Source organism: Methylobacterium sp. UNCCL125, from assembly GCF_900116795.1.
GTDB lineage: Bacteria > Pseudomonadota > Alphaproteobacteria > Rhizobiales > Beijerinckiaceae > Methylobacterium > Methylobacterium fujisawaense.
Genome location: NZ_FPBW01000031.1, coordinates 56,000 through 68,358, shown reverse-complemented (window position 1 = coordinate 68,358; position 12,359 = coordinate 56,000). Strand labels below are relative to the sequence as shown.

Below are 12,359 nucleotides of genomic sequence, written 5' to 3'. Positions count from 1 at the left end.
GCGGACGGCCCAGGGTCTCGCGGGCGAAGACCGCGTCGTGGTGGGACAGCGACTGGTAGTTCAGCATCACGTCGTCCGCCCCCGGCACGGTGATGACGAAGTTGACGCCGGCCGCGCAGAGCAGGGTCAGGAGCGCGTCCATGTCCTCGCCGTCGGCATCGGCATGGTTGGTGTAGCAGACGTCCACGCCCATCGGCAGGCCGAGCAGCTTGCCGCAGAAGTGGTCCTCTAGCCCGGCCCGGATGATCTGCTTGCCGTTGTACAGGTATTCGGGGCCGATGAAGCCCACGACCGTGTTGACGAGGAGCGGGTCGAACTCGCGCGCCACCGCGTAGGCGCGCGCCTCCATGGTCTGCTGGTCGACGCCCCAATGGGCGTCGGCCGAGAGGGCCGAGCCCTGGCCGGTCTCGAAATACATGACCTGGCCGCCCGCCGGGCAGCGGCCCAGCGCCCGCGCCGCCTCCGAGGCCTCGCGCAGGACGGCGAGGTCGACGCCGAAGCCGGCATTGGCCTTCTGCGAGCCCGCCACCGACTGGAACACGAGGTCGACAGGCGCGCCTTTCGCCATGGCCTCGATCGCCACGGTGACGTGGCCGAGGCAGCAATGCTGGATCGGCACGTCGAGGCGCAGCCGCAGGGTCTCCAGAAGCTCGACGATGCGGATGTAGTCCGGCAGGGAATCGGTGGCCGGGTTCACGCCGATGACCGCGTCGCCCGAGCCCATCAGCAGGCCGTCGAGGGCCGAGATCAGGATGCCCTCGGACGAGTCGGTCGGATGGTTCGGCTGGTTGCGGGTGGCAAGGCGTCCGGGCAGGCCGATCGTGGAGCGGAAGCGCGTCACCACCGGCCGCTTGGCGGCCACCGCGACGAGGTCCTGCAGCCGGCAGATCTTCGAGACCGCCGCGACCATCTCGGGGGTGAGGCCTGGCGCGAGGGCGGCGAGCGCCCGCGCGTCGGCGGCGGGGGAGAGCAGCCACTCGCGGAAGGCGCCGACCGTGAGGCACGAGACCGGCGCGAAGGCCGCCGCGTCGTGCTGGCGGGCGATCAGGTCGGAGACCTCGTCCTCCTCCGAGGGGATCAGCTCCTCGGCCAGGAAGGTCTTCAGCGGCAGGTCCGCGAGGGCGATCTGCGCGGCCAGGCGCTCGACCGGCCCGTCGGCGCAGAGGCCGGCGAGCTGGTCGCCCGACCGCTCCGGCGTCGCCTTGGCGAGGAGGCGGCGCAGGTCGGGGAAGGTGAAGCGTGTGCCTTCGATCGTCGTCGCGTAGGCCATGGCGGGCGCTCCCGGCGCGCTGTCGGACGTCAGGGAACCCGATCCTGCAGGATGTCGAGGCCGCCGGGGAGCGCGAACGGCACCGCCATCGGCGAAACTGACGCCTTCCGTTCGGGATCGCGCGCGGCGGATGCCCGCCCTCAGGCCGGGAGCACGACCACCTTCGTCTTGACGGGCGTCTGCGCGTAGAGATGGATCATGTCCTGGCTGAGCAGGCCGACGCAGCCGCTGGTGATGCCCGTACCGATCGATTCGGCGTCGCTGCTGGCGTAGATCGTGTAGAGCGTATAGGCGCCGTTCTGGTAGAGGTGGAGCGTGCGGGCGCCGAGCGGGTTGTCGAGTCCGCCGGGCATGCCGCGGGCGTATTTCGCCGCCTCGGGCTGGCGCCGGATCATCTCCTTGGGCGGGGTCCAGGTCGCCCATTCGGACTTGCGACCGACATACGCGTTGCCGTTCCACAGGAAGCCCTGACGGCCGACATTGGCGCCGTAGCGCGTGGCAGCGCCGTCGCCCTCGATGCGGTAGACGTAATAGTTGGCGGGATCGACGACGATCGTGCCGGGCGCCTCCGACGAGGCGTACTGGACGGTCCGCCGATAGTATTTCGGGTTGACCTTGCTGATGTCGACCGCCGGGATCGGGAACTTCTCGTTCGGCATCGGCCCGTAGGTCTTCGCCGCCTCGGCCATGAGCAAGGTGTCGGTCGTCCCGCACCCGCCGAGCGAGAGGGCGCCGATTCCGAGAGCCGAGCCGGCCAGGAACGACCGGCGGCTGAGAAGCCCCGCGTCGGGTCCGGGGCGCCCGCGCTCGTCGAGCCCGCCGGCCATGCGATCGTCCGTCATCATCGCCCTGGACTTCCCTGTCCTGCAGCCCGGCGCGACCGCGCAACGTGCCTCCGTCGCGCGAAAGGCCAAGCTTGAGAGTGCCGCGTGCCAGCGCGCCTGGCAAGCTTGTCTCTACAGAGCCGAGAGCAGGCGAATTGCGTCGCAAGTGTGGTCGATATCCGCGATCTCCAGACTTCGTCGCCGAACATCCGATGCGCATGGGCCGGCCGCGCGTGTCCTTCGGGACGGTGTCCCGATCCCGCCTGCCGATGCGCGGCAGGCCGGTCCCGGCGCCTATTCAGGCTTCCGGATGTCGCCCGCGGGCGTTCGAAAGCCTCAGAACTGCACGCCGCGGGTCAGGCTGCCGTCCACCACGAGGTTCGTGCCGGTGATGAAGCTCGCGGCCGGGCTCGCCAGGAAGACGGCCGCGCGGGCCACCTCCTCCGGACGCGCCATCCGGCCGGTCGGGTTCAGCCGGAGCGCCTCGGCGAACAGCGCCGGGTTGCCGGTCTCGATCTGGTGCCAGACGCCGCCCGCGAAGTAGGTGTTGCCGGGCGAGACCGAGTTGGCGCGGATGTTCCGGGGCGCGAGCTGGAAGGCCAGCCCCTGCGCATAGTGGATCAGCGCCGCCTTGAAGGCGCCGTAGGGACCGGCCGCGAAGTCGATCTCGCGCCCGGAGACGCTGGAGATGACGACGATCGCGCCGGCCTCGGAGCGTTCGAGGAACGGCATCGCCGCCTCGACCGCCGTGACGGTGCCCATCATGTCGACCGTGAAGCCGCTGCGCCACGCCGCCTCGTCGTTGCCGACCGCTAGGGCACTCACGTTCGGCACCACGATGTCGAGGCCGCCAAGTTCCTCCGCGGCCTCGGCGATCCAGCCGCGCAGGGCGGCGGGATCGGCGACGTCGAGGGCGCGCCCGGTCGCCGCCACGCCCTTGGCGCGCAGGGCGTCGACCTTGGCGGCGACCTCCGCGGCGTTGCGGGCGCAGAGGGCGACCGCCGCCCCCTCGTCGGCAAGCAGGTCGACGATCGCCGCGCCGATGCCCTTGGTGCCGCCGGTCACCAGCGCCCGGCGGCCTCTGAGCCCGAGATCCATGCCATCCTCCTCCGTCGTCGATCAGGCGTGCGCGATCGATTTCGCGATCGACGCGCCGAGCGTGTATTTCGGATCGACCATGTTGCCGAGCCGCACGCGCCCGCACTGCGTGAGCAGCATGTAGGCGTCGATCTCGTCGAAGCCGAAATCGGCCGCGAGCCAGCGGACCAGCTCCCGGTAGGCGATGCGCGCGGCGTCCTCCATCGGCCGGGCTGAGCCGATCGTCATGTAGAAGTCGGCGGTCTCCAGCCGCGGCCAGCGGAAGGTCCAGCCCTTGATCAGGTCGATCTGCACCGTCGTGTGGGTCGGGTGCTCCACCGCGACGCCGCAGAGCTCGCCGTCGCCCTGCGCGGCGTGGCAGTCGCCGAGATACAGGAGCGCGCCCTCGGTATTCACCGGCAGGTAGATCACCGCGCCGACGCCGACGTCGGGCAGGTCCATGTTGCCGCCGTAATAGTCCGGCTGCAGGGAGGAGATCGCCTCGATCTCCGGCGAGGTGCCGATCGTGCCGATGAACGGCTGATAGGGCAGCGTGATCCGGTCGTTCCAGCGCACGCCGTTCTCGGCCGTCACCTCGAGCTTGCGCACCCGCTCGGGCAGGGACGGGTTGAGGAGCGCGGTGTCGCCGGTGGCGACGAGGCCGCCGAATTCCGGCATGATCAGCGTCGTACCGCAGGGCTGCGGGCCGCGCGGCCGGATCGAGCGGATCGCCACCGCAAGGCAGTCGCCCTTCTCGGCGCCGTTGACGAAGATCGGCCCGTTCTGCGGGTTGAGATAGGGGAAGTTCAGGATCTGCGTCGGGCTGTCGGTCTCGTGGCGGATCTTGCCCTCGAAGGCGTCGTGGGTCTCGACCGTGACCACGGCGCCCGGATCGACGGTGAGGACCGGCTCGGCGAAGGGCCCGTAGACGTAGTGGTAGCGGCCCTGCTCGGCCTCGGTGATCGTGTGCTCCTGGCCGGACTTGCCGCCGGCGACACCCTTGCGGGCCATGATGGACTGATCGAGCCACTGCATGGTCGTCTCTCCCTTGGTTGACGGATTGAGGTGTCAGACGGCGAGGTGGCGCCGGACGAGGTCGCGGTCGTCGAGGTCCCGGGCCGTCAGCTCCGCGACGATCCGGCCCTTGTCCATGACGTAGCTGCGCTGGGCCATGGCGCGGATCAGGTCGAGGTTCTGCTCCACGAACACGATCGTGACCCCGGTACGGCGGTTGAGATCGACCAGGGTGCGGCCGATCTGCTGCACCACCGAGGGCTGGATGCCCTCGGACGGCTCGTCGAGGAGGATCAGGGCGGGTCCGCCGACGAGGACGCGGCCGATGGCGAGCTGCTGCTGCTGGCCGCCGGAGAGGGTTCCGGCCCGCTGCCCGCGCCGCTCCCGCAGGATCGGGAACGGCCCGAAGGCGCGCTCGTAATCCGGCCGCTCGCCCTTCGGCAGCAGGGACGCGCCGACCGTCAGGTTGTCGGCGACGCTCATGCGCGGGAAGACGTCGCGGCCCTGGGGCACGTAGCCGATGCCGAGGCGGGCGCGCCGGTGGGCGGCGAGGCCCTCGACCGCGGCGCCCCGGAAGGCGATGCCGCCCCCGGAGGCGGGCAGCAGCCCGACGAGGCTGCGCATCAGTGTCGACTTGCCGACGCCGTTGCGGCCAATCACCGCCACGATCTCACCGGGCTGGACCGCGAGGTCGACCCCCTGCAGCACGGGCTTGCCGCCGTAGCCGGCCCGCAGGCCGGTGGTCGCGAGAAGCGGCTCAGGCATCGGCGACACTCCGCAGGGGTGGCGCATCCGACTCGCCGAGGTAGATCGCCGCCACCCGCTCGTCCGCGATGATCGCGTCGGTGGTGCCCTGGGCGAAGATGCGCCCGACATGGAGCACGGTCACCCGCTGGGCGATCTGCCGGACGAAGGCCATGTCGTGCTCGATGGCCAGCACCGCGACGCCGTCGCGGTTGAGGGCCTGTACCATCGCGCCGGTGGCGAAGGTCTCGTCCGGCGACATCCCGGCGGTGGGTTCGTCGAGGAGGAGCAGGCGCGGCTTGAGGCTGATCGCCATGCCGATCTCCAGCCACTGCTTCTGCCCGTGGCTGAGATTGCCGGCCCGCTCGGAGGCCGCCGCGCTGAGGTTGAGGAAGGCGAGCAGCCGGCGGATCTCGGCGCCGAGCGAGGCCCCCTCGAGATGATGCTGGAGCGCAATCTCCAGGTTGTGGGCGACCGACAGGCTCGGGAAGATGCCCGGCACCTGGAACTTGACGCTCATGCCCCGGCGGATCCGCGCGAAGGGCTTGAGCGCGGTGATGTCCTCGCCGGCGTAGAGGATCTGCCCCCGCTCCGGCGTGTATTCCCCCAGCAGCAGGCGGAAGAAGGTGCTCTTGCCGGCGCCGTTCGGCCCGATCAGGCAGTGGATCTCCCCCGCCGCAAGGGCGAAGTTCACGTCGTTGGTGACGTGGAGACCGCCGAAATGCTTGCTGAGAGCGCGGGTCTCGAGGAGCGGAGTCATCGGCCGGCCTCCCGGCGGCGCAGGCGGCCGAGCCCGCGCATGGCTGCCACCACCAGTCCGTCGGGCGCCGCCAGCACCACCACGACGAGGAGCAGGCCCATCACCACGAGGGCGTACTGGCTGCCGTAGATCGTCAGCGCCTGGAAGCCGCCGAGGACCACGAGCGTGCCGATCAGCGTGGCCGTCAGGTCGCCGCGGCCGCCGACCGCGACCCAGATCACCGGCAGCGCGGCGGCGGTGAGGCCCATGCTGGAGGGCGTGATGTACTGGCCCCACGCGGTGTAGAGGGTACCGCTCAGCCCCGCGAGGGCCGAGCCGATCACGAAGGCGGCGAGCTGGTAGCGCCGGACGTCGTAGCCCAGCATCTCGGCCCGTTCCGGGTTCTCGCGGATCGCCACCAGCACGTTGCCGAACCGGGCGTTCACCAGGATGCGCAGCGCGAGGTAGACGACGATCAGCAGACCCAGGAGGCCGTAATAGAGGGCGACGTCGGGAAACAGCACGATTTCGCCGTCGAACCACGGCACGGTCAGGGGCGGCATGCCGCTCATGCCGTTGTAGCCGTTGAGGCGCGCCGCCCCGATCTTCCATTCCGGGCCGGCGGTCTGCGCCATGAAGCGCTCCAGGGCGAGCGTCACCGACAGGGTGATGATGCCGAGAAACACGCCGCCGATCCGGCCGAAGAACAGGAAATAGCCGAGGAGCGCCGCCATGACGGCCGAGAGGGCCACCGCCAGCACCAGGGCCGCGAGGGTGAAACCGTAGGCGGCGCCGACATTGAGCGTAAGCACCCCGTAGGCGTAGCCGGAGAGGCCGAAGAAGGCGGTCTGGCCGAAGCTCAGCGCGCCGCCATAGCCCCAGATCAGGCACAGGCCGAGCGCCATGAACACCCAGCAGAAGAAGTAGGCGGTGTTGCCGACCGTGTAGCCGTCCGCGAACCACGGATAGGCGATGGCGGCGGCGATCACGATCGCGAACGCGGTCCAGAAGGCCGGCCCGCGTCCCAGGGTCTGCGGGCCTTCGAGGCGCCGGAGCAGGGTCATCGCCAGACTCATCACCATGGCCTCACGCCCGCTCGCGCAGGATCAGGCCCGAAATGCCCCGCGGCAGCACCCGGATCACCAGGATCACCGCGACGAGGAGCCCGATCTGCCCGAAGAGCTGGCCCTGCCACGTGGTGAGCAGTGCCCGCACCGTGCCGAGCACGAGCGCCGCCGGCGCCGTGCCGAGGAAGATGTCGGCGCCGCCGACCACCACGGTAACGAAGGCCTCCATGATGAAGGTCGTGCCCATGGTCGGCACGATGGTCATGGTCGGCGCGTAGAGCCCGCCCGCGAGGCCCGCCAGCGCCGCGCCGAGGCCGAAAGTCAGGGCGTAGACGGTGCGCGTGTCGACGCCGAGGGCCTCGGCCATGTGCGGCACCTGGATGGTGGCCCGCGCCAGGGTGCCGAAGCGGGTGGCGTTGAAGGCGAGGTAGAGCCCGGCCAGCACCGCAACGGCGGCGACCATCAGGACCACGCGATAGGTCGAGTAGGAGTAGCCGCCGACCGCGAAGCTGCCGAGCGGCGTGCCGATCCCCGGCATGCTGGAGCCCAGCAGGATCAGCGTGCCCTGCGTCGCCGCGAGGCTGATGCCCCAGGTTGCCACGATCGTGTCCAGGGGCCGGCCGTAGAGGTGGCGGATGACGAGGCGCTCCATCACCATGCCGACGGCGCCGGCCGCGAGCGCCCCCGCGAGGATGCCGAGGGGCAGGGGCAGCCCGGCCCGCGTCGTCGCCGCGGTCACGTAGGCCCCGCACATGATGAGTTCGCCGTGCGCGAGGTTGATGACGCCCATCATGCCGAACACCACCGCGAGACCGCAGGCGGAGAGCACCAGGAACGAGAACGCGTCGCCGATCTGGTAGAGGAACGTGAAGGCGTGGGTCAGCAGATCCATCCAGGAGGCCCGATCATGACGGAGGGGGCCGGGGCGCACGGGCCCCGGCGGTATCGTGCGCCTCAGGGCTTGGGCGGGTTGCTCGGCGTGTACTGCGCCATCGGATCCTTCTGCGTCAGGTCGCAGCCGGCCTTCCCGAGCCAGTAGGGCTGGATGTTGTCCCAGGTCTTCGGGAACGAGATCGCGTGCTTCTCGTCGACCTTGGCGAGGGAGATCGTGTGGGAGGCGTGCTGGCTCTTGGGGTCGATGCAGACCTTGCCCTCCGGCGCGTCCACGCAGACGTCGCCGGCCGCGATGACCTTGCGCAGGTCGGCCCGCTTGGTCGAGCCGTTCGCCCGCTCCACCATCTGCTTGTAGAGGTAGACCGCGAGGTAGGAGTTCTCGGCCTCCTGGTTGACGTAGGGCTCGTTCGGGAACTTCGCCTTCCACTTGGCGAGGAAGGCCTTGCTCGACGGGCTGTCGACCTCTTCGATGTAGTTCGTGGTCACGTACATGTTGGCGAGGCTCGGGGGCTGGAAGCGCTTGTGCTCGTAGCCCTGGCCGATATTGACCGAGGACCCCATCGGGATCTTCAGGTTCGCGGCCGCCGCCTGCTCGTAATAGGAGGCCTGCGCGGTGCCGACGAGCAGCGTCATCAGGATGTCGGGCTTGGCCTTCTGGATGTTCTGGATCGTCTGCGAGAACTGCGACACGCCGAGGGGGATGAATTCCTCCCCGACCATCTCGCCGCCGTTCTCCTTGACGATGTTGCGCACCCACTCGGCCGAGATCTGACCGAAATTGTAGTCGGCCGCGATCGTGTAGACCCGCTTGCCGAACTTCTCCATCATCCACGGGATCAGCGTCGAGAATTGCTGCTCCGGCACCGCGCCCGTGATGACCATGTGGCCGTCGCAGACGCCGCCCTCGTACTGGTTGTTGTAGAAGGCGAAGCCGTCGAGCTGGTCGACGATCGGCCTGTAGGCTTCGCGGGACGCGCTGGAGAAGCCCGCGAAGACGGCGTTGACCTTGTCGCGCTGGAGCACGCGGCGCATGAATTCCTGATAGCGCGTGTTGTCCGACTGCGTGTCGTAGATCACGAGTTCCAGCTTGCGCCCGGCGATGCCGCCGGCGGCGTTGATCTCGTCCGCGGCGAGTTGGATTCCGTGGACCTTGCCGATCGTGGCGAGGGCGAAGTCGCCGGACTGGTCCTCGAGGACGCCGAGCTTGATTGGGTCGGCGGCGCGGGCCGCGGGGGCGGCCAAAGGTGTGCTCAGGAGCAGGGCGGCCGCGAGGGCGGACAGGCGGGATCCGCGGGGCGTTCTCGGCATCAGGGCATCCTCGTCTTCGGGGGGGCGAAAGAACTTCAGGATCGGGCCAGTCGCGGCGCCACGGTGGGCGCCACGGGAGACGGCCGGGCGCGGATAAGCGTTTCGCAGTACGCTTCGAGGGGTTGGCGGGCGCGCATCGCTTCGCGGCGCAGGGCCTCGTAGGCCGCGTCGTCGTCGAGGCCGTGCTCCTGCATCAGCCGCAGGATCGCCTTGACGACGTGGCGCCGGCCGCGCCGCCGCTCCTCGTGGCGGGCCAGCCGTTCCTCGAGCACGCGCCGCCGGTTGTGCTCGTTCACCGCGAGGAACAGAGCGGCGTAGACCGAGGCACCGTGGATCGGCTTGCGCAGCAGCCCGGTGGCGCCGAGCTGGAGCAGCCCCTTGAGCCGGCTGGGCGCCTCGGCGCCGACGAGCCCGACCACGGGCACCGGTGGCAGATCGGAGACGGCGCTCGCCGCGATGCCCGGCAGCGGCAGGTCGCCGTCCACGATGACGATGTGGCGCTCGGGGTCGAGGCTCTCGAAATCGAGCCAGGGCGCTTCGCCGGCCGGGACGACCGAGGCGACCGTGAGCCCCAGCTTCAACAGGGTGCCGGCGAGAACGTCGGTGGCGGTGCCCGGCGGCGCGATCAGCAGGGCCTGCGCGCCACTGAAGTTCTGGATCAGGCGGGGATTCGTCATGGCACCACCCGCAGGCGCGGACGCCGGCTCACCGGCACGACGCGCGGGTCGCTGCGCACGAGATAGGGATCCGGCGCCACCGGCTCGTCCGCCTGCGCCACGATGCTGAAGCGGGCCGCCGCCGTCGACAGGCCGATCCGGGGCGTCAGACAGGCATGGAGCGTGGTCTCGTCGAGACGGACCGGCCCCTGCGGCGCGTCGAACGCGTCCATGCAGGCGGTCCTGCGCACCGTCGCGGCGTCCTCCGTCCCGGCCCGCGCCAGCGCCCGCGCCAGGAGATGGACCGCGATGTAGGAGGATTCGGTATCGGCCGACGCGGTCGGCCCGTCCGGAAAGCGCGCCGCATAGGCGGCCGTGAAGGCCCGGTTTCGGGGAGAGTCGATCGACGTGAAGTAGACGCTCGACGACAGGTGACCGTCGACCGCCTCCGGCCCGATCGCCTCCAATTCCGGCTCGGCGAGGCTGCAGCTCGCCACCGGCAATGTCCGCGGCTGGTCGATGCCGCGCGCGCGGCAGGCGTTCCGGAAATCGCGGAAGAAGCGATACGCCGACGTCCCGATCAGGGTGTTGAAGACGAAGTCCGGCTTCGCGTCCAGAATCGCCTCGATCACCTGCCCGAGGGCGGTCTCGCCCACTGCGAGATAGCGTTCACCCGTGACCTGGCCGCCCGCGATCGCCAGCGTCTCGCGCAGGATCCGGTTGTTCTCCCATGCCCAGATGTAGTTGGACCCGACGCAGAAGGCGGTACGGCCGCCCCGGGCGAGCAGGTATCGGACCAGGGGGACGATGTGCTGATTCGGTGCGGCGCCGGTGTAGATCACATTCGCCGACGTCTCGAACCCTTCGTAATGCGATGGATACCAGAGCAATCCATCCCGCTTCTCGAAGATCGGGATGATCTCCTTGCGGCTCGACGAGGTGTAGCAGCCGACGACGTGGCGGATGCCCGCGCCGAGGAGCTGTTCGGCGCCGGCCACGTACCCGGCGAGGGCGCCTTGCGGGTCGCAGATCACCGGCTCGAGGGTGATGTCGCCCTGCGCGTTCACCTCCTCGACCGCCAGCCGTGCGCCGTTCAGCATGGCCCGCCCCACGAGGCCGTAGGGACCGTCCGTGGAGAACAGGATGCCGATGCTGTGATGGCTGAGGCCCATGCAATCCTTCAGAACGCAAAAAGCCCGCCAGTGCGTGAGCACTGCGGGCGGCATCGCCGGGAAAGGTCGAGACATTGTGGCGCGAAACTGGGCAGCTTTGCCCCGCGCCTGAAAACTAGGCTCTTCGGTTATGAAGCCCGTGTCAAGGCCCGCGCGGTCCTTTCGGAGGTTGCGTCCCGATCCTCTCTGCGCGGCCTGCGACGCGGCTCTTCAGCCCTGCCGCCGGTCCTGTCCGGCGCGGGACCACGTCAGCTTCCGCGATAGGTCGCGTAGCTCCACGGCGTGACGAGCAAGGGGACGTGATAGCGCCCGTCCGGGTCGCAGACCCCGAATCGGACGGGGATGACATCGAGAAAGGGTGGCGATCCGTCCAGACCCATCCGGGCGAAATACGCGCCGACATGGAAGAGCAATTCGTAGGTGCCGGCCGACAGGGTCGCGTCGTCCAGCAGGGGACCGTCGGTCCGCCCGTCGGCATTGGTGACGGCCGAGGCGATAGGCTCCGCCGTCCCGTCGGCGGCGAGGCGGCGCAGTTCGATGACCACGCCGGCAGCCGGCCTGCCCGAGGTGGTGTCCAGCACGTGCGTCGAGAGATGGCCCATGGCGAGAATCCTATCGACGACCCGTCCGCGGGCCCGGCGGAGGCGAAGGCGGGTGAGACGAGCACGCAGATCCCGCAGGTGCAACCCGAAAAGAGGACGTCATCCCTCCAACCGCTCCTCACGTCTCCGAACCTTCGCGCGCGGCATCGGCGCGCCGGCACGGATCTGAGGACTGGTCGCGATCCCGGCTCTCGCGCCAGGCCGGCGACAGGCGCCGATGATTATTCCGATTTCCGGAATGATGTGCTGCGCAGAACGCGCATTCCGCCGAAGCCGCGACGGCAGCATTCTACCGTCGCGGCGCGGGGCAATCCCGGCCCCCGACGGAGAACCGCCACCATGAAGCTCTACCATCATCCCCTCTCGGGCCACGCGCACCGGGCTCGCCTGTTCCTGTCCCTGGTCGGCGCGCCGCATGAGCTGGTCGAGGTCGACCTGAAGGCGGGCGAGCACAGGACGCCGGCCTTTCGCGCGATGAACCCGTTCGGTCAGGTACCGGTGCTGGACGACGACGGCGTAATCGTCTCCGATTCCAACGCCATCCTGGTCTACGTCGCGAAACGGCTCGGCCGGTCGGATTGGCTGCCCGAGGATCCGCAGGGTGCGGCGGCGGTCCAGCGCTGGCTGTCGGTCGCGGCGGGTGAACTCGCCTACGGACCGGCCGCGGCCCGGCTGATCACGGTCTTCGGCGCCACGTTCAATCCGGAGGAGGTGATCGCCCGGGCGCACACGCTTCTGGCGCGGCTCGAGGCGCATCTCGACGGGCGGGACTGGCTCGCGGCCGAGCGGCCGACCATCGCGGATGTGGCACTCTACAGCTACCTGGCCCGGGCCCCGGAGGGCAACGTGGATCTGTCGAGCTATGCGAACGTCGAGGCGTTCCTGCGCCGGGTCGAAAGCCTGCCGGGCTTCGTCCCTCTCGCGAAGACACCCGCCGGCCTCACGGCCGCGGGGTGACCGGCAGGCCTGGATGCAACCGCATCCGGGAGCGG

The 12,359-nt window shown here is 69.8% G+C and carries 13 protein-coding genes; 1 reads left to right on the top strand and 12 read right to left on the bottom strand.

The genetic code is table 11. From position 1 onward, the window contains the following. The 12 genes from BM396_RS26015 to uraH all read right to left on the bottom strand — a co-directional run. A partial coding sequence (locus BM396_RS26015; protein WP_091995027.1) for an ethanolamine ammonia-lyase subunit EutB occupies positions 1–1,270 on the bottom strand: 1,270 nt, incomplete at its 3' end. Between the two features lie 140 nt (positions 1,271–1,410). Continuing rightward, positions 1,411–2,115: a L,D-transpeptidase gene (locus tag BM396_RS26010; protein WP_043385757.1), complete on the bottom strand. Its 705-nt coding sequence runs from the start codon at positions 2,113–2,115 to the stop codon at positions 1,411–1,413. 315 nt (positions 2,116–2,430) lie between these two features. Then, positions 2,431–3,192, bottom strand: coding sequence for an SDR family NAD(P)-dependent oxidoreductase (locus BM396_RS26005; RefSeq protein WP_043385760.1), 762 nt, complete (start codon positions 3,190–3,192; stop codon positions 2,431–2,433). A 21-nt stretch (positions 3,193–3,213) separates the two neighbouring features. After that, a complete protein-coding gene (locus BM396_RS26000) occupies positions 3,214–4,206 on the bottom strand; it encodes an acetamidase/formamidase family protein (protein ID WP_043385762.1) in 993 nt (330 codons plus the stop codon). A gap of 33 nt (positions 4,207–4,239) precedes the next feature. Next, entirely contained in the window at positions 4,240–4,950 is a 711-nt protein-coding gene (locus BM396_RS25995) for an ABC transporter ATP-binding protein (protein ID WP_043385765.1), read from the bottom strand. Further along, entirely contained in the window at positions 4,943–5,689 is a 747-nt protein-coding gene (locus BM396_RS25990; RefSeq protein ID WP_043385767.1) for an ABC transporter ATP-binding protein, read from the bottom strand. The genes BM396_RS25995 and BM396_RS25990 overlap by 8 nt, the downstream gene beginning before the upstream one ends. After that, positions 5,686–6,744, bottom strand: a complete 1,059-nt coding sequence (locus BM396_RS25985; RefSeq protein ID WP_043385856.1) for a branched-chain amino acid ABC transporter permease — start codon at positions 6,742–6,744, stop codon at positions 5,686–5,688. Before BM396_RS25985 ends, BM396_RS25990 begins: the two co-directional genes overlap by 4 nt. A 10-nt stretch (positions 6,745–6,754) precedes the next feature. Further along, positions 6,755–7,627 carry an ABC transporter permease subunit gene (locus BM396_RS25980; RefSeq protein ID WP_043356373.1) on the bottom strand — a complete coding sequence of 291 codons (873 nt, stop codon included), beginning with the start codon at positions 7,625–7,627 and terminating at the stop codon, positions 6,755–6,757. A 62-nt stretch (positions 7,628–7,689) separates the two neighbouring features. Then, entirely contained in the window at positions 7,690–8,937 is a 1,248-nt protein-coding gene (locus BM396_RS25975; RefSeq protein WP_043385770.1) for an urea ABC transporter substrate-binding protein, read from the bottom strand. Between the two features lie 35 nt (positions 8,938–8,972). Continuing rightward, positions 8,973–9,614: an ANTAR domain-containing response regulator gene (locus BM396_RS25970; protein WP_043385772.1), complete on the bottom strand. Its 642-nt coding sequence runs from the start codon at positions 9,612–9,614 to the stop codon at positions 8,973–8,975. Beyond that, complete coding sequence (locus BM396_RS25965; RefSeq protein ID WP_043385775.1) at positions 9,611–10,765, bottom strand: transporter substrate-binding domain-containing protein; 1,155 nt, start codon at positions 10,763–10,765, stop codon at positions 9,611–9,613. Before BM396_RS25965 ends, BM396_RS25970 begins: the two co-directional genes overlap by 4 nt. A gap of 248 nt (positions 10,766–11,013) precedes the next feature. Continuing rightward, positions 11,014–11,367 (bottom strand): hydroxyisourate hydrolase, encoded by a 354-nt coding sequence (uraH, locus tag BM396_RS25960; RefSeq protein WP_043385777.1) that lies wholly within the window; start codon positions 11,365–11,367, stop codon positions 11,014–11,016. 339 nt (positions 11,368–11,706) lie between these two features. Here uraH and BM396_RS25955 point away from each other — a divergent pair, with 339 nt between their 5' ends. Next, entirely contained in the window at positions 11,707–12,324 is a 618-nt protein-coding gene (locus BM396_RS25955; protein ID WP_043356393.1) for a glutathione S-transferase family protein, read from the top strand. Positions 12,325–12,359: the final 35 nt, after the last annotated feature.